The sequence below is a fragment of the Streptomyces sp. NPDC085481 genome, from assembly GCF_044541845.1.
GTDB lineage: Bacteria > Actinomycetota > Actinomycetes > Streptomycetales > Streptomycetaceae > Streptomyces.
This window is the reverse complement of record NZ_JBITTJ010000001.1, coordinates 211,612-234,427: the sequence shown is the minus strand read 5'-3', so window position 1 is coordinate 234,427 and position 22,816 is coordinate 211,612. Positions and strand designations below refer to the sequence as shown.

General features: G+C 70.8%; 17 protein-coding genes and 1 tRNA gene. 6 read left to right on the top strand and 12 right to left on the bottom strand.

Going from position 1 to position 22,816, the window contains the following annotated elements:
• Window positions 1-7 precede the first annotated feature (7 nt).
• Both ACIGEZ_RS01100 and ACIGEZ_RS01095 read left to right on the top strand, forming a co-directional pair.
• Window positions 8-1,378 (top strand): pyridoxal phosphate-dependent decarboxylase family protein, encoded by a 1,371-nt coding sequence (locus ACIGEZ_RS01100; protein WP_399824447.1) that lies wholly within the window; start codon window positions 8-10, stop codon window positions 1,376-1,378.
• Window positions 1,375-2,787: a lysine N(6)-hydroxylase/L-ornithine N(5)-oxygenase family protein gene (locus tag ACIGEZ_RS01095; RefSeq protein WP_399824446.1), complete on the top strand. Its 1,413-nt coding sequence runs from the start codon at window positions 1,375-1,377 to the stop codon at window positions 2,785-2,787. The genes ACIGEZ_RS01100 and ACIGEZ_RS01095 overlap by 4 nt, the downstream gene beginning before the upstream one ends.
• Before the next feature lie 10 nt (window positions 2,788-2,797).
• On the opposite strand, the gene ACIGEZ_RS01090 is transcribed toward ACIGEZ_RS01095, so the two are convergent.
• On the bottom strand, window positions 2,798-4,600 hold the full coding sequence (locus ACIGEZ_RS01090; protein WP_399824444.1) for a 5'-nucleotidase C-terminal domain-containing protein: 1,803 nt from the start codon (window positions 4,598-4,600) through the stop codon (window positions 2,798-2,800).
• A gap of 124 nt (window positions 4,601-4,724) precedes the next feature.
• On the opposite strand from ACIGEZ_RS01090, the gene ACIGEZ_RS01085 reads away from it, so the two are divergent.
• Both ACIGEZ_RS01085 and pyk read left to right on the top strand, forming a co-directional pair.
• Window positions 4,725-5,399 (top strand): SIMPL domain-containing protein, encoded by a 675-nt coding sequence (locus ACIGEZ_RS01085; RefSeq protein ID WP_399824443.1) that lies wholly within the window; start codon window positions 4,725-4,727, stop codon window positions 5,397-5,399.
• Window positions 5,400-5,545: 146 nt separating this feature from the next.
• Complete coding sequence (gene pyk, locus ACIGEZ_RS01080) at window positions 5,546-6,976, top strand: pyruvate kinase (RefSeq protein WP_399824441.1); 1,431 nt, start codon at window positions 5,546-5,548, stop codon at window positions 6,974-6,976.
• Between the two features lie 3 nt (window positions 6,977-6,979).
• On the opposite strand, the gene ACIGEZ_RS01075 is transcribed toward pyk, so the two are convergent.
• Together ACIGEZ_RS01075 and ACIGEZ_RS01070 are read right to left on the bottom strand one after the other, a co-directional pair.
• Window positions 6,980-7,762, bottom strand: a complete 783-nt coding sequence (locus tag ACIGEZ_RS01075; protein WP_399824440.1) for a helix-turn-helix domain-containing protein — start codon at window positions 7,760-7,762, stop codon at window positions 6,980-6,982.
• 109 nt (window positions 7,763-7,871) lie between these two features.
• Window positions 7,872-7,946 (bottom strand) — tRNA-Leu (locus ACIGEZ_RS01070).
• 121 nt (window positions 7,947-8,067) lie between these two features.
• Here ACIGEZ_RS01070 and ACIGEZ_RS01065 point away from each other — a divergent pair.
• On the top strand, window positions 8,068-8,730 hold the full coding sequence (locus tag ACIGEZ_RS01065) for an ANTAR domain-containing response regulator (protein ID WP_399824439.1): 663 nt from the start codon (window positions 8,068-8,070) through the stop codon (window positions 8,728-8,730).
• Between the two features lie 105 nt (window positions 8,731-8,835).
• Here the strand turns inward: ACIGEZ_RS01065 and ACIGEZ_RS01060 are convergent, their stop codons facing one another.
• From ACIGEZ_RS01060 to ACIGEZ_RS01020, 9 genes are all read right to left on the bottom strand, one after another.
• Window positions 8,836-9,552 carry an ABC transporter ATP-binding protein gene (locus ACIGEZ_RS01060; protein WP_399824438.1) on the bottom strand — a complete coding sequence of 239 codons (717 nt, stop codon included), beginning with the start codon at window positions 9,550-9,552 and terminating at the stop codon, window positions 8,836-8,838.
• On the bottom strand, window positions 9,549-10,658 hold the full coding sequence (locus ACIGEZ_RS01055; RefSeq protein WP_399826149.1) for an ABC transporter ATP-binding protein: 1,110 nt from the start codon (window positions 10,656-10,658) through the stop codon (window positions 9,549-9,551). The genes ACIGEZ_RS01060 and ACIGEZ_RS01055 overlap by 4 nt, the downstream gene beginning before the upstream one ends.
• Before the next feature lie 5 nt (window positions 10,659-10,663).
• Window positions 10,664-12,436, bottom strand: coding sequence for a branched-chain amino acid ABC transporter permease (locus ACIGEZ_RS01050; RefSeq protein WP_399824436.1), 1,773 nt, complete (start codon window positions 12,434-12,436; stop codon window positions 10,664-10,666).
• A gap of 5 nt (window positions 12,437-12,441) precedes the next feature.
• Window positions 12,442-13,374: a branched-chain amino acid ABC transporter permease gene (locus ACIGEZ_RS01045; protein ID WP_399824434.1), complete on the bottom strand. Its 933-nt coding sequence runs from the start codon at window positions 13,372-13,374 to the stop codon at window positions 12,442-12,444.
• Between the two features lie 111 nt (window positions 13,375-13,485).
• A complete protein-coding gene (locus tag ACIGEZ_RS01040; RefSeq protein WP_399824433.1) occupies window positions 13,486-14,724 on the bottom strand; it encodes a branched-chain amino acid ABC transporter substrate-binding protein in 1,239 nt (412 codons plus the stop codon).
• Window positions 14,725-15,174: 450 nt separating this feature from the next.
• Window positions 15,175-15,597: a hypothetical protein gene (locus ACIGEZ_RS01035; RefSeq protein ID WP_399824432.1), complete on the bottom strand. Its 423-nt coding sequence runs from the start codon at window positions 15,595-15,597 to the stop codon at window positions 15,175-15,177.
• 153 nt (window positions 15,598-15,750) lie between these two features.
• Entirely contained in the window at window positions 15,751-16,260 is a 510-nt protein-coding gene (locus ACIGEZ_RS01030) for a PaaI family thioesterase (RefSeq protein ID WP_399824431.1), read from the bottom strand.
• 75 nt (window positions 16,261-16,335) lie between these two features.
• Complete coding sequence (locus ACIGEZ_RS01025; protein WP_399824430.1) at window positions 16,336-17,268, bottom strand: hypothetical protein; 933 nt, start codon at window positions 17,266-17,268, stop codon at window positions 16,336-16,338.
• Window positions 17,269-17,604: 336 nt separating this feature from the next.
• Window positions 17,605-19,890, bottom strand: coding sequence for an FdhF/YdeP family oxidoreductase (locus tag ACIGEZ_RS01020; RefSeq protein WP_399824429.1), 2,286 nt, complete (start codon window positions 19,888-19,890; stop codon window positions 17,605-17,607).
• 139 nt (window positions 19,891-20,029) lie between these two features.
• On the opposite strand from ACIGEZ_RS01020, the gene polA reads away from it, so the two are divergent.
• Complete coding sequence (gene polA, locus ACIGEZ_RS01015; RefSeq protein ID WP_399824428.1) at window positions 20,030-22,750, top strand: DNA polymerase I; 2,721 nt, start codon at window positions 20,030-20,032, stop codon at window positions 22,748-22,750.
• Window positions 22,751-22,816 lie beyond the last annotated feature (66 nt).

Below are 22,816 nucleotides of genomic sequence, written 5' to 3'. Positions count from 1 at the left end.
GTCGTCCATGCGTGCCGAACCCCCAGCCCTCGCCGCCGACACCCCCACCCTGCGCCGCCTCCTCGACACCGTCCTCGACGCCCTCACCGAGGGGGCCGCCACCCGCGGCGGACCCCTCCCGGCCGGGGGCCCGGACGCCGTGGACGGCCACATCCGGCAGGCCCTCGGGCAGGCCCTGCCCGAGAAGGGCACCGGCCCCACCGAAGCCCTCCGCACCCTCGTGCACGCCCTCGCCGCCGGCGCCGCCGACCCCGCCCACCCCCTGTGCACGGCCCACCTCCACACCCCACCCCTCGCCCTCGCGGCCGCCGCCGATCTCGCCGCCTCCGCGCTCAACCCCTCCCTGGACTCCTGGGACCAGGCCCCGGCCGCCGCCGCGCTCGAAGCCCTGGTCACCGCAGCCCTCGCCGCCGAGGTGTTCCCCGCCGCACCCCGCCCCGACGCCCTCGTCACCACCGGCGGCACCGAGTCCAACCAGCTCGCGCTGCTCCTCGCCCGGGAGCGGCACCGCACCGTCCAGACCGTCGCCGGCGCCAACGCCCACCACTCCTTCCGGCGCGCCGCCTGGATCCTGGGCCTGCCCGAGCCGGTCGTCGTCCCCGCCCCGAACGGCACCATGGACCCCGTCGCCCTGGACGAGGCCCTCACCGACCTGACCGGCCCCCTCCTCGTCACGGCGACCGCGGGCACCACCGACGCCGGACTCATCGACCCGCTCCCCGAGATCGCCGACCTGTGCGCGGCCCACGGCGCCGAGCTGCACGTCGACGCGGCCTACGGCGGGCCCGTCCTGTTCAGCGCCGCCCACCGCCCGCTCCTCGCCGGTCTCGACCGGGCCCGCAGCGTCACGGTCGACCTGCACAAGCTGGGCTGGCAGCCCGCCGCCGCCGGAATCCTCGCCGTACGCGACGCCGACGACCTCGCCGTACTCGGGCACACCGCCGACTACCTGAACGCCGACGACGACACCGCCGCCGGGCTCCCCGACCTCCTCGGCCGCTCCCTGCGCACCACCCGCCGCCCCGACGTCCTCAAGACCGCCGTGACCCTGCGCGCCCTCGGCCGCTCGGGCCTCGGCTCCCTCGTCGACACGTGCATGGGTCTCGCCGGGGAGCTGGCCGACCTGGTGGAGAAGGCGCCCGGCCTCGAGCTGTACGCGCGGCCCACCCTCACGACCGTCCTGTTTCGCCCGTACGACCTCGCCGACGCCGCCGTCGCCGACATCCGCCGGACCCTCCTCGCCGAGGGCCGCGCGGTCCTCGGCCGGGCCGAGGCCGACGGCCGGCTGTGGCTCAAGGCCACCCTGCTCAACCCCCACGCCACCCCCGGCGACCTGGCACAGATCATCACCCTCGTGGAAGGCGGCACCGACCGATGACCGGCAGCATCCCGCAGCACGACCTCGACCGGCCGCACGACCTCGTGGGTGTCGGCATCGGCCCGTTCAACCTCTCGCTCGCCGCCCTCGCCCACGGTGTCCCCGGGGGCCTCGACACCGCCTTCTACGAGCAACGGCCCGCCTTCCACTGGCACCCCGGGCTCCTCATCGAGGGCGCCACCCTCCAGGTGCCCTTCCTCGCCGACCTGGTGACCCTCGCCGATCCGGCCAGCCCCTGGTCCTTCCTCAACTACCTGCGCTCCCGCGACCGGCTCTTCCCCTTCTACTTCGCCGAGCGCTTCCACATCCAGCGTGCCGAGTACGACGCCTACTGCCGCTGGGTCAGCGAGCTGGTGCCGGGACTCCACTTCGGCCACCAGGTCGACTCGGTCCGCTGGAACCCCGAACGCCGCTTGTTCGAGGTCGACTTCACCCAGCTCGACGCCGACGGCGAGGCCGAGGCGCTGGGCCGCACCCACACCCGTAACGTCGTCCTCGGCGTCGGCACCGAGCCGTACGTCCCCGAGCCGCTCCGCCCGCTCGCCCAAGCGCCCGGCGTACCGGTCATCCACTCCGCCGACTACCTCACCCACCGCGAGGCCCTGCTCGCCGCCGGACACGTCACCGTCATCGGCTCCGGCCAGTCCGGCGCCGAGATCTTCCTCGACCTGCTGCGCGCCCGCCCGGCCGGGGCCGAGCGGCTGCACTGGCTGGCCCGCACCGAGGCGTTCGCCCCGATGGAGTACTCCAAGCTGGGCCTGGAGCACTTCACCCCCGACTACACCCGCTACTTCCACGCGCTCCCCGAGCCCGTACGCAACGAACTCGTGCCCCGCCAGTGGCAGCTGCACAAGGGCATCGACGCCGACACCATCGCCGCACTCCACGACGAGCTCTACCGCCGCACCCTGCACGGCGGCTGGCCGGACGCCGTCCTCACCCCGGGCGTGCGGGTCCGCACCGCGGGCCGGGTCGCCACCACCAAGGTGGAGCTCCACCTGGAACACGTCCAGCAGGCCAGCCGCTCCCGGCTCACCACCGACGCCGTCGTCCTCGCCACCGGCTACCGCGAACGCCCCGTGGAGCGGATGCTCGCCGGCCTCGACCCGTATCTGCGCCACGACTCGGCCGGCCGGGCCCGGATCGACGCCGCGTACCGGCTCGTCCTGGACGACTCGGTCACCGGCTCGGTCTACGTGCAGAACGCGGAGAAGCACACCCACGGCGTCGGCGCCCCCGACCTGGGGCTCGCCGCCTGGCGCAGCGCCGTCATCCTCAACTCGGTCACCGGCAAGGAGCCGTACCCGCTGCCGCGCCGCACCGCCTTCACCAGCTTCGGCCTGGACGCGCGAGAGGCGCCGGGCATTCCGGCCCAGGGCCAGAAGCTGACGCCTCTCGTACAGCATTGAGAACGGGGGATCAGAAGACCGGCACGCCGTCGCGGGTGAGCTTCCAGTCCACCGACGCGAACCCGCCCGGGTCCACCGTCCCCTTCGCCTTCACCCACTGGATGATCGTGTTGCGGATCTCCTCCGAGTTCGCCCACAGCTGCTGGGCCTTGGCCACGTGCGGGAAGGCGCCGCCGCCGCTGGCCCGGTAGTTGTTGACCGCGAGCACGAACTGCGCGGCCGGGTCGAGCGGCTTGCCCTGGAAGGCGAGGTTCGCGATCCGCTGACCCACCGGCTTGGCGACGTCGATGTCGTAGGTCAGACCCGACACGGCGTCGTAGTTGTAGTCCGGGGTGTTGTCCGCGTTGGTCAGCTTCGACGTGTCGACGGGGGAGCCCGCCGGGGTCTGCACGTAGTACCGCGCCGAGAACTCCAGGTAGTCCTTCAGCTGGGCGCCCGTCATCAGGCGCGCCTCCAGGGTGTTCTCGAAGGGGTAGAGCCCCGCGGCGTCCTTGATGGTGACCTGGCCGGCCGGGATGCGGGCGGTGCGGGAGAAGCAGGAGGCCTGGGAGAGCACCGGCAGGCTCGCGTACGCGCCGCCGGCCAGGGCGGCCTTGACGGTCTCGGCCTGGACGACGTTGATCAGGTCGATGATCGGCTCGTCCTTCCACGGCGCGTCGGCCGTGGTCATGGCGGCGGTGGAGGTGCCGATGACCTGGTTGACGTACTCGACGACCTTCTTGTGCTCGTCGATGAGCAGCCCGGTGATCTCCGGGTCCTCGGCCACCGTGTTGGAGTTGAGCACCTGCGCGCCGACCTTCTCGACGACCCAGCGGCCCTTCTCCCACACCAGGTCGAAGTCGAACAGGGTGAGGCGCTGGCCCCACTTGAGCGGCTCGGACAGGACGACGTCCTTGCCGGTCTCCTTGTTCCTGACCCGGTACTCGGGGATCTCGGTGTGCGCGTGGCCGACGAGGATCGCGTCGATGCCCGGGACCTGCTCGGCGACCAGCCCGGCCGCGTTCTCGACGTACGGGAGCTGGTCACCGTACGAGGAGGTGCCGCTGGAACCGGAGTGCGCCGAGACGACGACCACGTCGGCGCCCAGGGAGCGCAGCCTCGGCACCCACTTGGCCGCCTGCTCCTCGAGGCCGGGGAAGACCATCCTGCCGCTGACGTTGGCCTTGTCCCAGATGGCGATGCCGGGGTTGGTCAGACCGAGGACGGCGACCTTGACGTCGCGGCCGTGCGGGGTGCGCAGCCGGTGGATGCTGTACGGCGGGAAGGCCGGGCGCAGGGTCTTCGCGTCCAGCGCGTTGGCGCCGAGCAGCGGGAAGTCGCACTGCTCCTGGAACTTGCGGAGCACCGGGATGCCGTAGTTGAACTCGTGGTTGCCGAGCGCGGCGGCGTCGTAGCCGATGGCGTTCATGGCCTGCGCCATCGGGTGGACCGGGCCGCCGGCCTGGGTGATGGGGTCGACCTTGGCGTAGTAGTAGGACAGCTGGGTGCCCTGGATGGTGTCGCCGGCGTCGATGAGCAGGGTGTTGCGGCGGCCCTTCTCCTTGCGGACCCGGTCGACCAGGGTGGAGATCTTGGCGAGGCCGACGTCGTTGTGCGCCTTGTCGTCGAACTCCCTGTCCGTGAAGTAGTCCCAGTTGAAGACGTTTCCGTGCAGGTCGGTGGTGCCCATCACGGTGAAGGAGTACCGCTTCTGCGGACGCGGGCGGCCGTGGCCGCCGTGGGCCTCGGCAGGGACGGCGGCGGCGCCGGTGAGGGCCACTCCGGCCCCGGCGGCGGCCGAGCGCTCCAGGAACGTCCTGCGGTTCAGCGGCATGTGTTCTCTCCCCTTTGGTTCAGTGACGCCGGCGCCTCCCACGGCGCACAACGCGCGTAGATTCTGGCTCAGACCGCACTGTCGCAACAGCCCTTTCGGGTTACGGAGTGGGAAAGTGTTCGGTATGACACAGCCGCACCCCACCCCCGAGGCGCCCCAGGTGACGGTCCGCGGCGAGGGCCGCCTCGAGGTCGAACCTGAGCTCGCCCGCATCGGAGTCTCCGTACGCGCCAGGGGCACCGACCGGGCCTCGGTCCTGGCCGCGCTGACGGGCCGTAACGCCGAGGCGATCGCGCTCGTCAAGTCGTACGGCGAGGCCGTGACCACGCTGGAGACGGGCGGCCTGTCCGTCACCCCCGAACCCGCCCGGCACGGCCGCGGCGAGCGCGTGCGCGGCTACCAGGGCTGGGTGCACCTGTCGGCCGAGCTCACCGACTTCACCGCCCTCGGCGAACTGACCACCCGCCTCGCCGACCTGGAGTGGACCCGGGTGGACGGGCCGTGGTGGGCGCTGCGCCCGGACTCCCCGGCGTACGCGGAGGCGCGCCGGCAGGCCGTACGGGAGGCGGTGCGGCGGGCCCGCGAGTACGCGCAGTCGCTCGGCTCGTCGCTGGTGGCGCTGCTCGAACTCTCCGACACCGGGCTCACCCCGCTCGCCCCCGCCGGGACGGGCAGCCCGCGGATGGCGTTCGCCGCGGAGGCCGTCCCGGCGCCCGCCGCGCTGGACCTGGAGCCACAGCGGCAGACGGTCACGGCGGAGGTCGCGGCGCGGTTCACCATGGCGCCGCCCGTACTCTGAGACAACCGTGCGCCGGGCCCGTAATCCGCTCATCGGAGCAGTCAGGTGCACAGATTCAAGACTTGTCAACAGCCTTTCACGGAAAGGTTGTTGAGTAGTCATGTCCGGCCCGTTCGCTACCCGTGGGTAAGCCCTAGGCTCGCCTCATGCGCCGAGCAAAAATCGTTTGTACCCTTGGGCCCGCCACCGAAACATACGACCAGATCAAGGCGTTGATCGAGGCCGGAATGGACGTGGCCCGCCTCAACCTCAGCCACGGCAGCTATGTCGAGCACGAGGAGCGCTACCAGCGCGTTCGCAAGGCCTCCGACGAAACCGGCCGCAGCGTCGGCGTCCTGGCCGACCTTCAAGGCCCGAAGATCCGCCTCGGCCGATTCCGCGAGGGCCCCGTACTCCTTGAACGCGGCGACGAGTTCACCATCACCGTCGAGCCGGTCGAGGGCGACCGCCACTGCTGCGGCACCACCTACGCCGGCCTGGCCGGTGACGTCACCGCCGGTGAGCGCATCCTCGTCGACGACGGCCGGGTCACCCTCGAGGTCACCTCCGTCGACGGCCCCCGCGTCCACACCCTGGTCGTCGAGGGCGGCATGGTCTCCGACAACAAGGGTCTCAACCTGCCCGGAGTCGCCGTCTCCGTCCCCGCCCTGTCCGAGAAGGACGTCGAGGACCTGCGCTGGGCCCTGCGCACCGGCGCCGACGTCATCGCCCTCTCCTTCGTCCGCAGCGGCCGCGACGTCGAGGACGTCCACCGGATCATGGACGAGGAAGGGCGCCGGATCCCGGTCATCGCCAAGGTCGAGAAGCCGCAGGCCGTCGAGAACATCGACGACATCGTCGCCGCCTTCGACGGCATCATGGTCGCCCGCGGCGACCTGGGCGTCGAGATGCCCCTGGAGCAGGTGCCGATCGTCCAGAAGCGGGCCGTCAAGCTCGCCAAGCGGAACGCCAAGCCGGTCATCGTCGCCACCCAGATGCTCGACTCGATGATCGACAACTCGCGCCCCACCCGCGCCGAGGCCTCCGACGTCGCCAACGCCGTCATCGACGGCACCGACGCCGTGATGCTCTCCGGCGAGACCAGCGTCGGCAAGTACCCGATCGAGACCGTGCGCACCATGAGCCGGATCGTCGAGGCCGCCGAGGAGGACATCCTCGCCAAGGGCCTGCCGCCGCTGACCGAGCGCAACAAGCCCCGCACCCAGGGCGGCGCCGTGGCCCGGGCCGCCGCCGAGATCGGCGACTTCCTCGGAGCGAAGTTCCTGGTCGCGTTCACCCAGTCCGGCGACACCGTCAAGCGGCTCTCCCGCTACCGCTCGCCGATCCCGCTGCTCGCCTTCACGCCCGACCCGGCGACCCGCTCCCAGCTCAACCTCACCTGGGGCGTCGAGACCTTCCTCGGCCCGCACGTCGACTCCACCGACGCGATGGTGGCCCAAGTCGACGAGGAACTGCTGCGGATCGGCCGCTGCAAGAAGGGGGACATCGTGGTCATCACGGCCGGCTCCCCGCCCGGCGTCGCGGGCTCCACCAACCTGGTCCGCGTCCACCACATCGGGGACCCGGTGAGCAGCTGACGCTCAGTACTTCGGGCCGACGTGGGCGTCCATGAGCGCGACGGAGTCCCGGCGGGCGACGGACACGTCCTGAGCCCCCGTCGCCCGCCGTCGGCTCCGCCAGGCGACTCCGACCCGGTCCAGGGTGTCGGTGTACAGCCGGACGACGTCGTCCGACGTGTTGGTGAAGAAGTAGCGGGGGTACTCGTAATGCTTCGTCCGCCCGGCGATGGTCTTCCGCGTCCGGTTGACGATCCGCGACCCGTCGGAGTGCATGAGCCCCCTGAGCAACTCCCACGGACGGGCCTCGACGATCTCCTGCTGCCAGGTCTCGAGGACGATGGGGCGTTCGTGCTTCCTGCCGGGGCCGTGCTGGGGGAACAGACACGTCCAGTGCCGGCCGTAGCTGGTCACCATGACGCACCCCTGCTTTTGGAGGGCGCAGGTGCTGCCCTCGGGGCGAACCGCCAGGATCGCCGTTCGACACGCCTCGATGAGCCCGGGCCACGCGTCCGCGCACGCGATGCGGAGGTACCGGCCGCCCCGGGGATGGTCGCTGATGCAGCCGTCCCCGAGGTACAGGCCCAGCAGGTAGGCGTACGCCGCCGTGTCGTCGGGCGGGCCCGGGAGGGGGCGACATCTCGCGCAGGTGGAAGCCCGTCCGTTGGCGTGCGGAGGAGCCCCGTCGCGCAGCTGCCAGGCACGCAGAGCGGAACGCGAGATACCGGTCTGTCTGCTCACGGAGCTGAGGCTGTGGCCATCGGAGACGAGGGCGAGGGCGTGTGCGCGCGTCGCAAGGTCATACATACGTGCGAGCTTCGTGGGCGGAGTGTCCACGCGTCTCGTATTCGAAGAGGTGTTCACCAGTGTGGGTGAACAGTCGAGCGGGAGGCGGAACCTTGGAATCAATGGAAGGTGCCCCAGGTGGGATTCGAACCCACACTGTCCGCTGTTTGAGAGCGGCCTCTCTGACCAATTGGAGTACTGGGGCCTTGGAAACACAGGGCCGCATGGGCCCTGCGGACCACCACCTTACAGGAGGTAGGTAGGCTCATGGGGAGCTGTATCCGCCTCGATCCCCCTTGGAACGAGGCCTTGAACGAGGAGCCCGCGTGACCGCCCCCGAGTCGCCCCAGCCCGCCGCCGACGACGACGCCGCCACCGCGTCCCACGTCCCGCCGCTGACGACCCGCGTCGTCATCGCCGAGGACGAGGCCCTCATCCGTCTCGACCTCAAAGAGATGCTGGAGGAGGAGGGCTACACCGTCGTCGGCGAGGCCGGCGACGGCGCCACGGCCGTCGAGCTGGCCCGCGAGCACCGCCCCGACCTGGTGATCCTCGATGTGAAGATGCCCGTCCTCGACGGCATCTCCGCGGCCGAGAAGATCGCCGGCGAGTCCATCGCCCCGGTCCTGATGCTGACCGCCTTCTCGCAGCGCGAGCTCGTCGAGCGCGCCCGGGACGCCGGCGCCATGGCGTACCTGGTCAAGCCCTTCAGCAAGAGCGACGTGGTGCCCGCCATCGAGATGGCCGTCTCCCGCTTCGCCGAGCTGCGCGCCCTGGAGAAGGAGGTCGCCGACCTCTCCCAGCGTCTGGAGACCCGCAAGCTCGTCGACCGCGCCAAGTCGATCCTGCAGACGCAGTACGGGCTGACCGAGCCCGCCGCTTTCCGGTGGATCCAGAAGACCTCCATGGACCGCCGCATGTCGATGCAGCAGGTCGCCGAGGCCGTCATCGAGGACGCCGAGGAGAAGAAGGCCGCGAAGGGCCAGTAGGCGCGGCCGGCCCGAAGTCGTCGCCAGTCGTCGCCGGCGGTAGTCAAGCGAAGAAGGCCCGCCCCACGTCACTGTGGGGCGGGCCTTCCGTTTGGGGTGGAGGGGCTACTCCTCGCCGAGGTACGTCTTGCGGACCTCGTCGTCGACGAGCAGGTCCTGGCCCGTGCCGGACAGCTTGATCTTGCCGACCTCGAGCACGTAGCCGTAGTCCGCCAGCGAGAGGGCGGCCTGCGCGTTCTGCTCGATGAGCAGGATCGTCATGCCCTCCGCCTTCAGGGTGGCGATCGTCTCCATGATCTTCTGCATCATGATCGGGGAGAGACCCATGGACGGCTCGTCCAGCATCAGCAGCTTCGGCCGGGACATCAGCGCCCTGCCCATCGCCAGCATCTGCTGCTCACCGCCCGAGAGGGTGCCGGCGGCCTGCTTGCGGCGCTCGCCCAGGATCGGGAAGAGCTCGTAGGACCGCTGGATGTCCTGCGCGATGCCGTCCTTGTCCTTGCGGAGGAAGGCGCCGAGCTGGAGGTTCTCGGCGATGGTCAGCTTGGGGAAGATGTGCCGGCCCTCGGGGGAGTGGGCCATGCCCAGCGAGACCGTCTTGTGGGCCGGGATGCCGTTGAGCACTCGACCGTCGAAGGTGATCTTCCCGCTGACCGGCTTGATCAGGCCGGAGAGGGTCCGCAGGGTCGTGGTCTTGCCCGCGCCGTTGGTGCCGATCAGGCTGACGACCTGGCCGGCTTCGACGGAGAAGGAGATGCCCTTGACGGCCTCGATCTTGCCGTAGGCGACCCTGAGGTCCTCGACCTCGAGGAGTGCGGTCACTTGGAGTCTCCTTCGGTGGTGCTGTCCGCGTCGGCGGCCGGAGCCGCCTCGTCGGCCGGGGCTTCGCCGGCCGGAGCCTCAGCCGCGGGGGTGTCGTCGGCCTCGTCGGCCTCGGACTCGCCGGTCTCGTCGGCGTCGGGGGCCTCGACGGCCTCAGCGGTCTCGTCGGCCTCGGCGGCCTCGACAGCCTCAGCGGCCTCGTCGGCCTCAGCCGTCTCGACGGCCTCAGCGCTCTCGTCGGCCTCGGCGGCCTCCTCGGCCGCGTGGGCCTCGGCCGCCTCGACCTCGGCCGCCTCCTCGGCGCCCGGCGCGCCCTCGTACGGCGTGCCCAGGTAGGCGGCCACGACGCGCTCGTCGCCCTGCACGACCTCGGCCGTGCCCTCGACCAGCTTCTCGCCCTGGACGAGGACGGCCACACGGTCGCACAGGTTGAAGATGAACTTCATGTCGTGCTCGATGACCAGGACCGCGATGCCGAGGTCCCGGATCGCGAAGACCAGCTCCTCGGTGGTGCGGGTCTCGTTCTGGTTCATGCCGGCCGTCGGCTCGTCGAGCAGCAGCAGACCGGGGTCGCTGGCGAGCGCGCGGGCGATCTCCAGCTTGCGCTGCTCGCCGTACGGCAGGTTGCGGGCCAGGTGCTCCGCCTTGGCGGCGAGGCCCACGAACTCCAGGAGTTCCATGGCGCGTTCGCGCGAGGCGGCCTCCGCCTTCTTGAAGCCGGGGCCGCGCAGCAGCGCGGACCACAGGCCCTCCTTGGTCCGGGTGTGGCGTCCGACGAGGACGTTCTCCAGGACCGTCATGTTGGAGAAGAGGCGGATGTTCTGGAAGGTGCGGGCGATGCCGGCCTGGGTGACCAGGTGCGGCTTCGGCGGGAGCACCGTCCCCTTGTAGCTGACCTGGCCCTCGGTCGGCACGTACAGACCGGTGAGGCAGTTGAAGAAGGTCGTCTTGCCGGCGCCGTTGGGGCCGATGAGGCCGACGATCTCGCCCTCGCGGACGGTCAGGTCCACCCCGCGCACGGCGGTGAGTCCGCCGAAGCGCATCGTGACACCGCTGGCGTCGAGGACCGTGGTGGCCGTGGCCTTCGTGGTGGTGGTGGTCGTCATGGCGTTCACGCACCCGCCTTCGCGGTTCCGGCGCCGGAGTCGGCGGACAGCCGCTGTTCCGGTACGTCGAGCTTGTCGGCGCCCTCGTCGTGCTCGTGGTACTCGAGCTGCGCGCGCCGGTTGGGGATGAGGCCCTCCGGGCGGAAGCGCATGAGCAGGATGAGCGCGAGGCCGAACGCGAGCAGCTGGTAGTCCTTGAGGAAGGCCAGCTTCTCGGGGATCAGGAAGAGCAGCGCCGCGCCGAGGAGCGGGCCGCGGATGGTGCCCATACCGCCGAGGATGACGGCCGCGAGGAGGAACGCGGAGTTCGGGGCGACGGGGCCGGCGAACACGTACATCTCGGGGAGGACCGTGCCCTGGAAGTGGGCCTGGACCGTGCCGGCGACGCCGGCGAGGGTGGCGCCGAGGGCGAAGGCGATGAGCTTGACCCGGAAGCCGTTGATGCCCATGGCGGTGGCGGCGGTCTCGTCCTCGCGGATGGCGACCCAGGCGCGGCCGATGCGGGAGTCCTGCGCCCGGCTGAAGACCAGGACGACGAAGACCATGACGAGCAGCATCAGCAGGTAGTAGTTGGCGTACGAGCTGATCTCCACACCGAGGACGGTGTGCGTCGCGCCGAAGTCGTAGCCGAAGATGTCGAGCGCCGGGATGTTCGGGATGCCGTTGGGTCCGTTGGTGATCTGCGGACCGTTGTCGCCGTCCATGTTGTTGACGGTGATACGGAAGATCTCTCCGAAGCCCAGGGTCACGATGGCGAGGTAGTCGCCGTGCAGCCGCAGGGTCGGCGCGCCGATGACGACGCCGAAGACCAGGGCGACGAGCGCGCCGATGACGATGGCGGCCCAGAACGGCAGCTGGATGTCGAAGGCGGAGGCTGTGGACCCGGACACCAGGGCGGCGGTGTAGGCGCCGACGCCGAGGAAGGCCACGTAGCCGAGGTCGAGGAGACCCGCCAGACCGACGACGATGTTGAGGCCGAGCGCGACCGTCGCGAAGATCAGGATGTTGACCGCGATGACGGTGAACGTGTCCGTGGTCTGCGTGAAGGGGAACGCGGCCGCGGCGACGAACGCCGCGGTGGCGGCGACCTGCTTGTTCTTGGAGGCGATGGCCGAGACCCGGGACATCAGGCCGGACTTGTTGAAGGCGGCCGCGGCGAAGCCCGCGAGGAGCAGGTAGCCGATGAACAGCTCGCCGTACTCGGTGGAGATGCCGTAGGTCACCGCGTACATGCCGATGGCGAACGCCGCGACGAGGACGAGGATCTCCGCCCAGGAGGGGATCTCCCTGGGCTTGGCCGGCTTGCGCGAGTCGTCCTTCAGCAGGAAGGCGGTCAGCGGGACCAGCGTGGCGACGGCGGCTATGAAGCCGCCGGGCTCCAGGTGCACGAGGCCGCCGAGCTGTACGGCGATCGCGAGCACGGTGTACCAGGTGGTGGCGAACGCGCCGAGGGCGAGGAACCGCAGTGCCTTCGTGGAGCCGCCCGGGGTCAGCCAGCGCAGGCCCTTGATGCCGAGCCCGGAGAGGGCGAAAAGGATCAGGAGCGCGCCGGCGACCAGGGTGAGGACCTGGAGGCCGCCGGGGTAGCCGGTGACGGTGAGGTCGCCGGGGAACGCGGTGGTGTAGGTCCAGGCGAGGAACGTCGAGGCGACGGTGGCGAGGCCACCGGCGGCGACGGCCCAGTGGAGGAGGCCCGGGCCCTGGGGCGCCGCGGTCTTCTCCGCCGTCACGGCGGGGGTGCCGGACTCTTCGGGGGACTTGGTGAGGTCGGTCGTCATCACGATCACGCCCTGTCCGCTGTGCGTTGTCCGAGCAGACCCTGGGGCCGGAACAGCAGCACGAGGATGAGGAGGGAGAAGACCCAGATGTCCTTCCAGGCACCGCCGCCGAACTGCGCCATCCCGGGGATGTGCTCGACGTAGGCGATGGAGAGGGTTTCCGCGAGACCGAGCACCACGCCGCCGATCATGGCGCCGTAGATGTTGCCGATGCCTCCGAGCACGGCGGCGGTGAACGCCTTGAGGCCGAGCAGGAAGCCCATCTCGAAGCGGATCTGGCCCTTGTCGAGGCCCTCGGCGACCGCCGCGACCGCCGCGAAGGCGGCGCCGATGGCGAAGGCCATCACGATGATGCGGTCGGTGTTGATGCCCATGAGCTTCGCGGTGTCCGGGTCCTGGGCCGTGGCCTGCATGGCGCGGCCGCTGCGGCTCTTCTGGACGAAGATGCCGAGGGCGAGCATGCAGGCGGGGGCGGCGACGAGGACGAACGTGTCGGCGCGGGAGATCGCCAGGTTCTCGAAGATCTGGAAGCTGTCGCCCTTGAACTCGGGGAACTTCACGGCGCTCTTGGCGCCGGGGTAGAAGCCCCAGATGAGCTGCTGGAGGACGATCGACAGGCCGATCGCCGTGATCAGCGGGGCGAGGCGGGGGGCGCCGCGCAGGGGACGGTAGGCGAAGCGTTCGGCAGCGGTGGCCACCGCCACGGAGACCAGCGCGCCTCCGACCAGCATCACCGGGATGGCGATGGCCAGTGCGGTGCCGTCGGGGAGGATCGTGTACGCCGTGAGGGCGCCGAAGCCTCCGATCATGAAGATCTCGCCATGGGCGAAGTTGATGAGCTGGACGATGCCGTAGACCATCGTGTAACCGATGGCGATGAGCCCGTAAAGGGCCCCGAGGGCAAGGCCGTCGGCCAGCTGTTGCGGCAGTTCGTTCACCGCAGGGCCTCCGATGAGCGTGTCGGATATGACACCGCGCGAGGGCGCTGTTTGCGCCCTCGCGCGGCTTGGTTCATGTGGTGCGTGTTGCTGTGCGGGGCGGTGCGGGGGTCAGTCCTTGAAGGTCTCGGACTTGACGTCGGTCCAGGCGCCGTTCTTGACCTGGTAGACGGTGAGCTGCTTGTTGGTGGTGTCGCCGTACTGGTCGAAGGCGACCGTCCCGGTCACACCCTCGAAGGAGACCTTGGCCATGGCCTCGGTGACCTTGGCGCGGGCGTCCTCGGGCAGCTTGCCGTTGTTGGCGGCGGCGACGGCCTTCACGGCCTGGATGATGGACCAGGCGGCGTCGTAGGAGTAGCCGCCGTAGGCCGCGTACGCGTCCTTGTAGCCGGCCGCCTTGTAGTCGTCGATGAACTTCTTGGCGGTGGGGAGCTTCTCGACCGGGTAGCCGACCGAGGTGGCCAGGTCACCGTCGTTGGCCTCGCCCGACGCCTTGATGAACTCGGGGTCGTAGATGCCGTCGCCACCCATGGTGGGGATCTTCGCGCCGGCCTTCTTGACCTGGTCGGAGAGGAGACCGCCCTCCGGGTACTGGCCGCCGAAGTAGACGGAGTCGGCGCCCGAGGCCTTGATCTTGTTGGCGGTGGAGGAGAAGTCGGTCTCCTTCACGGTGACGGAGTCCGTGCCGACGACGGTGCCGCCGAGGCGCTTGAACTCGTCGCTGAAGATCGCGGCGAGGCCGGCGCCGTAGGTCTGCTTGTCGTTGACGACGAAGACCTTCTTCTTGCCGGCGTCCTTGAACAGGTAGTTCGCGGCGAACTTGCCCTGGATGACGTCCGTGGTGGCGGTACGGAAGTACGTCTTGAACGGACGCTTGAACTCGCCCTTGCCCCAGTTGTCGCCCTGGGAGAGCGACGGGTTGGTGTTGGCCGGCGAGACCTGGGTCAGGTTGGCCTTGTCGAAGTCGGCCTGCATCGACTGGGAGACGCCGGAGTTCAGCGGGCCGACGACGCCGAGGACGTCCTTGATGCCGACGAGCTTGGTGGCGTTGGCCTTGCCGGTGGCCGGGGTGGCCTGGTCGTCGAGGGCCTCGATCTTGAAGGTGACCCCGGGGACCTCTTTGTTCTTGTTGGCGGTCTGGACCGCCAGGTCGACGGAGTTCTTGATGCCCTGGCCCAGCGCGGAGAGCGAACCGGTGAGCGGGGCGTCGACACCGATCACGACGGTCGTGGTGCCGCCGGCGTTGTCGCCGCCGCCGTTGGCCTTGTCGTCGCGCGAACCGCAGGCGGTGAGAGTGAGTGCTCCGGTCGTGAGCACGCTGGTGAGGATGAGCAAGGAACGGTGTCGCACGAAGAATCCTTTCCCTGGCGCGGCCCCCTCGAGCTGAGGCGGTGCCGTGAAGCTTTGTAGCTAGAGGTGCCGTTTTCGATGCCGGGCCGTACTGGGTGGAGCAGGGCCGTGCATGAGGCGAAGCGCCCGGCGGCGCGGTGACTGGCCGTGACTCTAGGCGCAGGTGGGGAGGGTCGGGGAGCGCCCAGGTCATGATGTGACTGTCTTGTTATGCCGACGGGGGGAGATGGTGTGCAGGCGGGGGGCAAACCGGGGCATAACTGGCCGTAGTGCAGTGTTCACATAGTGAGAACATGCAGTTCCGCTAAGGGGCTTGAGTGGTTTTGGCTCCTGACCGGCCCCCCGGAGAGGTATCCGGATATCGGACACCGCCCTCAACGTCACCGGACGGATAGCTGACCGGAACGCTCCGTTCCGCCACGGCGCGCACGTCACTCAGCGTTACGGTGATCATGGCTGGACACCGTTTATGGGAACTCTCTGTTCGCTGGGCGGGCGCCAGTTCTCGGAACTTCCCGTCGCCCCCTTCGCCTTCTCGCACCGCCGCCGGCTCTCCCGATCGGCCAGTGCGAGGGCCGAATCCCGGCCCGCCCGCCGCTCCTCGGCGCGTGCCGCGGCCAGCACCTCGTCATGGATCACGTACTGCTCGTTGGACAACCCCTTCTGCTCCCAGTCGAGCCCTGCCCACTTGCTGCCCTTGAGCGCCTCTTTCACCCAGTACGACACCAGGTTCGTACAGACGTCCGCGGGGCTGCTCGGCCGCGGCCCGGGGGCCGGAGCCTCGCCGCAGCCGACGGCCAGGAGCAGGGCGCAGCCGGCCACGCCGGCGGCGATCCGCCTGCGGCCCGGGGGAGTCGGCGCTACGACGCTCACGGTGCGCCAGTCAAGCGTGTGCGGTCGGCGAGGGCAAGGGGGGGTCGGGGGAAGGGGAGTTGAAACGCGCCGCGGCCCCGTGGCGGAGTAATCCGCCACGGGGCCGCGGGAGTTGTGCGGGTCGGTGCGTGCGTGTGCTCGTGTGCGGGGGTGCTAGGCGCCCGCGCCGTCGACCCGGCCGGCGTCCGGCAGGTTGCCCGCGTCCTTCGCGCCGGCCTCACGCAGCAGGCAGGTCAGCCGCGCCGAGCAGACCCGCTTGTCCTGCTCGTCGGTGATCACGATCTCGTACGTGGCGGTGGACCGCCCCCGGTGCACGGGCGTCGCCACACCGGTCACCAGGCCGCTGCGCACCCCGCGGTGGTGGGTGCAGTTCAGGTCCACGCCGACGGCGATCCGGGACACCCCGCCGTGCAGCATCGACCCGATCGACCCCAGCGTCTCGGCCAGCACCGCCGATGCCCCGCCGTGCAGCAGCCCGTACGGCTGGGTGTTGCCCTCCACCGGCATGGTCCCGACCACGCGCTCCGCCGAGGCCTCCAGGATCTGCACGCCCATCCGGTTCCCGAGGTGCCCGGCCGAGAAGAGCGCGGGCAGGTCCACACCGAGCGAGGCGTACTCGTCGATGACCTCCTGCGGGAACTTCACGTGCTGCTGCTCACCCATGGGCCCGGCTCCGTTCGTCTTCGTACGGCTATCTGCTGATCTGCCTGAGCAAACGCTTAGGCGAGGGTGATTGTGTCATGGGTCCCGAAGGTGGGAACGGCAGATCACGTCGGTCGCGTACTGCGGTCCGTGGCAGGGGACGACTCGCATCAGAGTGGAGTGGTAGAGGAAGAGCTGGTCCGGTGCCCTGGGCGGCGACTCGGCCCGGAACGGGCGGTCGCCGTTCCGGAGCACCACCTCCCCGCCGCCCGCCGCGTCCTCGTACGTGGCCTTGATCTCCCAGTCGCAGCTCTCCTCGCCCACCGTGGCCGCCACGCGAAGGCCGCCCGGAGTGTTGCCGCCGCCCAGGTCGATCTTCCGCTGGTCGAAGTAGGCGCGGCCCTGGTCCTTGCCCTCGTCGGTGACGACGGGCACCGGGTTCTTCCGGCGCAGATCGAAGAGGACACCTGGATAGAAGGCCTCGCCCTGGGGCGGATGGCGCAGCACGAAGCGCGCGGACGAAGGGCCGCAGCGGACGATCCGCGCCTGCATGCCGGTGACCGACAGCTGGGCGGTCCGTTCGCTGAAGAGGTTCAGCCGGACCACGGTCGTCGGGCCGTCGGGGAGGAAGTCGCCACCGTAGTGCACCATCTGCAGACGCGGGACGGGGCCGATCACCCGCCCTCCCAGTGGCCCCAGGAGCTGCCACGCATCCCGGGGGTACGTGCTCGCGAGCGAGTCCAGCGCCTCGAGCGAGCGCACCTCGGCAGCGGTGAGCGGCCGGTCCAGGACGATCGTCCAGTCATTGCCGTCGAGCGCCGAGACGTCGGCCTCCGCCCTTGCGGTGAAGGGGGCCTCCTCCTGGTCCAATTGCCTCTGGGCGTCGTCCTCGGCCTGGGCCCGGGACTTCGCGAACCAGGTGTCGTAGCCGTAGGTGATGACCTGGCCCAGTGCGGCGGTGGCCAGCAGCCCCGCGACGATCACCAGCAGGCTCTGGAACAGGAACCGGGTCCTTCGCGAGGCAGGCACCTGGGCGCCTGGCGCGATCCGTTCGAACAGGGTGTCCCAGATGGACGGACCCGGTGGCTCCGGCGCGGCTGCCGGTTCGGCGGTCGGTGCCGGGCCCTCGACGGGCGCCGAGGGCACCGGGGGCGGCGGAGCCGACGGGGCCGGTCGAGGGGGCGGAACGGGCGGCGGGTTCTGCTCCGGCGGCGGCCCGCCGGTGGCTGGGGTGGACAACGGGACCCCCGTGGCGTCCTCGGCCGGCGGCCGACTGCCGCGGCGCGGGAGGGGAGGATACTGATCCGCGGGCACCTCCGGGCAGGGCAGAACCGGTCACGGTCACCGCCCCCCCCGACGGCCGGATCAGTCGCCCGCCGCCTGCGGGACGAGCCGGACGATCACCGACTTGCTCGCGGGCGTGTTGCTGATGTCCGCCGTCGACTCCAGTGGCACCAGGACGTTGGTCTCCGGGTAGTACGCCGCCGCACAGCCGCGGGCCGTCGGGTAGTGGACCACCCGGAATCCGGGCGCCCGGCGCTCGGTGCCGTCCGTCCATTCGCCGACCAGGTCCGCGTACGCGCCGTCCGCGAAGCCGAGGGCCGTCGCGTCGTCGGGGTGGACGAGGACCACCCGGCGGCCGCCCTTGATGCCGCGGTAGCGGTCGTCGAGGCCGTAGATCGTGGTGTTGTACTGGTCGTGCGAGCGCAGCGTCTGCAGCAGCAGCCGGCCCTCGGGCACGCTCGGGTACTCGACCGGCGCGGCCGTGAAGTTGGCCTTGCCGGTCGCCGTCGGGAAGCGGCGCTCGTCGCGCGGGGCGTGCGGGAGCGCGAAGCCACCCGGGTTCGCGGCGAGCCGCGCGTTGAAGTCCTGGAAGCCGGGGATCACCCGCGCGATGCGGTCGCGGATCGTCGCGTAGTCCGCCTCGAACTCCTCCCACGGCGTGGCAGAGCCCTCGCCGAGGACGGCCCGCGCCAGCCGCGCCACGATCGCCGGCTCGGACAGCAGGTGCGGGCCCGCCGGCGGCAGGTTGCCGCGCGAGGCGTGCACGAGGCCCATCGAGTCCTCGACCGTCACGACCTGCTTGCCGCTCTTCTGCACGTCCTTGTCCGTGCGGCCCAGCGTCGGCAGGATCAGCGCGCGCGTACCGGTGACCGCGTGCGAGCGGTTCAGCTTCGTCGACACGTGGACGGTGAGGCGCGCCCGCCGCATCGCCGCCTCGGTGACCTCGGTGTCCGGGGTGGCCCCGACGAAGTTGCCGCCCATGGCGAAGAACACCTTCGCCTCGCCGTCGCGCAGCGCCTGGATGGAGCGGACCACGTCGAAGCCGTGGTGGCGCGGCGAGACGATCCCGAACTCCTTGTCCAGGGCGTCGAGGAAGGCCGCCGCCGGCCGCTCGAAGATCCCCATCGTCCGGTCGCCCTGCACGTTGGAGTGACCGCGCACCGGGCACACCCCGGCGCCAGGCCGGCCGATGTTGCCGCGCAGCAGAAGGAAGTTGACCACCTCGCGGATGGTCGGCACGGAGTGCTTGTGCTGGGTGAGACCCATCGCCCAGCAGACGATCGTCCGCTCCGAGGCGAGCACCATCTCCAGCGCCTGCTCGATCTCGGCGCGGGACAGCCCGGTCGCGGCGAGCGTCTCGTCCCAGTCGGCGGCCTTCGCGGCCGCGGCGAACTCCTCGTACCCATGGGTGTGCTCGGCGACGAACTCCTCGTCCACGGCGCCGGGGGTGTCCAGGACCAGCCGGTTGAGCAGCCGGAACAGCGCCTGGTCGCCGCCGATCCGGATCTGCAGGAAGAGGTCGGTGAGCGCGGCGCCCCTGAGCATGCCCTGCGGTGTCTGCGGGTTCTTGAACCGCTCGAGGCCCGCCTCCGGCAGCGGGTTCACCGAGATGATCCTCGCGCCGGCCGCCTTCGCCTTCTCCAGGGCGGACAGCATGCGCGGATGGTTCGTCCCCGGGTTCTGCCCGGCGACCACGATCAGATCGGCCTGGTGCAGGTCCTCGAGCGAGACGCTGCCCTTGCCGATGCCGATCGTCTCGTTGAGCGCGGAGCCCGAGGACTCGTGACACATGTTGGAGCAGTCGGGCAGGTTGTTGGTGCCGAACTCGCGGGCGAACAGCTGGAGCAGGAACGCCGCCTCGTTGCTCGTCCGCCCCGACGTGTAGAACAGCGCCTCGTCGGGGGAGGAGAGCGCGGTCAGCTCCTCCGCGATGATCGCGAACGCCCGCTCCCAGGACACCGCCTCGTACCGGTCCGCGCCCTCCGGCAGATACATCGGCTCGGTGATCCGGCCCTGCTGCCCCAGCCAGTACCCACTGCGCGTCGCCAGGTCCGCCACCGGGTGCGCGGCGAAGAACTCCGGCGTCACCCGGCGCAGCGTCGCCTCCTCGGCGACCGCCTTCGCCCCGTTCTCGCAGAACTCCGCCACATGCCGCTTGTCGCCCTCCGGCCAGGCGCAGCCGGGGCAGTCGAAGCCGTCCTTCTGGTTGACCTTGAGCAGCGTCCGCGCGGTGCGCCGCACGCCCATCTGCGCCTGCGCGATCCTCAGGGTGTGCGCGATCGCGGGCAGCCCCGCGGCGGAGTGCTGCGGCGCCGCGACCTGCGGCGCGTCCTGGACCGGGTCACCGGCGGGCGGCTTGCTCACCATCGCGCTCTCCCTTGAGCGGAAAACTGAAATCTCGTACCTCCGACGATCCTGTCACGCCGCACCGACAGCGGCCCACGCCCGGTCGGTGCGGACGGGAAGGGTGGACCGGAATGTCAGTGGCGCGTGGCAGGATCGTCGTGTGGCCGAGACAGCAGCGAAGAAGACCGATATGACCGAAGCGAACCGTCCGCGCCTGCTCCTCATGGACGGGCATTCCCTGGCGTACCGGGCATTCTTCGCGCTGCCCGCGGAGAACTTCACCACCGCGACGGGACAGCCGACCAACGCGATCTACGGTTTCGCGTCGATGCTGGCGAACACGCTCCGCGACGAGGCGCCCACGCACTTCGCCGTCGCCTTCGACGTGTCCCGCAAGACCTGGCGCTCGACCGAGTTCCCCGAGTACAAGGCGAACCGCTCCAAGACCCCCGACGAGTTCAAGGGACAGGTCGAGCTGATCGGCGAGCTGCTCGACGCCATGCACGCCCCCCGCTTCGCCGTCGAGGGCTTCGAGGCGGACGACGTCATCGCCACCCTCGCCACCCAGGCCGAGGCCGAGGGCTTCGAGGTCCTCATCGTCACGGGCGACCGGGACTCCTTCCAGCTGGTCAGCGACCACACCACCGTGCTCTACCCGACCAAGGGCGTCTCCGAGCTGACCCGCTTCACCCCGGAGAAGGTCCAGGAGAAGTACGGGCTGACGCCCTCGCAGTACCCGGACTTCGCCGCTCTGCGCGGCGACCCGTCGGACAACCTGCCCGGCATCCCCGGCGTCGGCGAGAAGACCGCCGCGAAGTGGATCAACCAGTTCGGCTCCTTCGCCGAGCTGGTGGAGCGTGCCGAGGAGGTCAAGGGCAAGGCCGGCCAGAACTTCCGTGACCACCTGGAGTCGGTCAAGCTCAACCGTGTCCTGACCGAGATGGTCCGCGACGTCGAGCTGCCCAAGGGAGTCCTGGACCTGGCCCGCGAGCCGTACGACCGCACGGCCGTCGCCCTCGTCCTCGACACCCTGGAGATCCGCAACCCCTCCCTGCGCGAGCGGCTCCTCGCCGTCGATCCCGGCGCGGCCGAGGAGACCGCCCCCGCTCCGGCCGCCGGCGTCGCCCTCGACTTCACCGTCCTCGGCACCGGCGAGCTCGCCGGCTGGCTCGCCGAGCACGGCGGGCAGCCGCTCGGCGTGGCCACCGTCGACAGCTGGGCGCTCGGCACCGGCAACGTCGCCGAGATCGCGCTCGCCGCCGCCGGCGGCGCGGCCGCCTGGTTCGACCCGAGCCGGCTCGACGAGGCCGACGAGCGGGCCTGGGCCGAGTGGATCGCCGACCCCGAGCAGCCGAAGGTCCTGCACAACGCCAAGGGCGCGATGCGGGTCTTCCCCGAGCACGGCTGGAGCGTCGCCGGCGTCACCATGGACACCGCGCTCGCCGCCTACCTGGTCAAGCCTGGCCGCCGCTCCTTCGCCCTGGACGCGCTCTCCGTCGAGTACCTGGGCCGCGAGCTCGCCCCCGCGGCCACCGCCGACGGCCAGCTCGCCTTCGGCGCCGAGGACACCGCCGAGGCCGAGGCCCTGATGAGCCAGGCCCGCGCCGTCCTCGACCTCGGCACCGCCTTCGACGAGCGGCTCGCCGAGGTCGGCGCCCGCGAGCTCCTCCATGAGGTCGAGCTCCCCACCTCCCGCCTCCTCGCCCGCCTGGAGCGGCACGGCATCGCCGCCGACCGCGACCATCTGGAAGCCCTGGAGCAGCAGTTCGCGGGCGCCGTGCAGCAGGCCGTGAAGGAGGCGCACGCCTCCGTCGGCCATGAGTTCAACCTCGGCTCGCCCAAGCAGCTCCAGGAGGTCTTCTTCGGCGAGCTCAACCTGCCCAAGACGAAGAAGACCAAGACCGGCTACACCACGGACGCCGACGCGCTGGCCTGGCTCGCCGGCCAGACCGAGCACGAGCTCCCGGTGATCATGCTCCGGCACCGCGAGCAGGCCCGGCTGCGCTCCACCGTCGAGGGTCTGATCAAGACCGTCGCCGCCGACGGCCGCATCCACACCACCTTCAGCCAGACGGTCGCGGCCACCGGCCGCCTGTCCTCCACCGACCCCAACCTGCAGAACGTGCCGGTGCGCACCGACGAGGGCCGCGCGATCCGCCACGGCTTCGTCGTCGGCGAGGGCTTCGAGGCCCTGATGACCGCCGACTACAGCCAGATCGAGCTGCGCGTGATGGCCCACCTCTCCGAGGACGAGGGCCTGATCGAGGCCTTCGCCTCCGGCGAGGACCTGCACACCACGGTCGCCTCGCAGGTCTTCGGCGTCGAGCGGTCCGCCGTCGACGCGGAGATGCGCCGCAAGATCAAGGCCATGTCGTACGGCCTGGCGTACGGCCTGTCCGCCTTCGGCCTCTCCCAGCAGCTGGGCATCGACCCCGCCGAGGCGCGTGGCCTGATGGACACGTACTTCGAGCGCTTCGGCGGCGTGCGCGACTACCTGCGCCGCGTCGTCGACGAGGCCCGCGCCACCGGCTACACGGAGACGATGCTGGGCCGCCGGCGCTACCTCCCGGACCTCAACAGCGACAACCGTCAGCGCCGCGAGGCCGCCGAGCGCATGGCCCTCAACGCCCCGATCCAGGGCACCGCGGCCGACATCGTGAAGGTCGCGATGCTGGGCGTCGACCGCGCCCTGACGGAGGCGGGCCTCGCCTCCCGCATGCTCCTCCAGGTCCACGACGAAATCGTCCTGGAGATCGCCCCCGGCGAGCGCACCCGGGTCGAGACCCTGGTCCGCGACCAGATGGCGAGCGCGGCCGAACTGCGCGCCCCCCTGGACGTGTCGGTGGGCGTGGGCCCGGACTGGGACTCGGCGGCGCACTGAGGGACGGTGGCGGCGGCTGGGGCCGCGGCAGCCCCTGAGCCCCCGGACGCCCCGCCCCGTGGATCC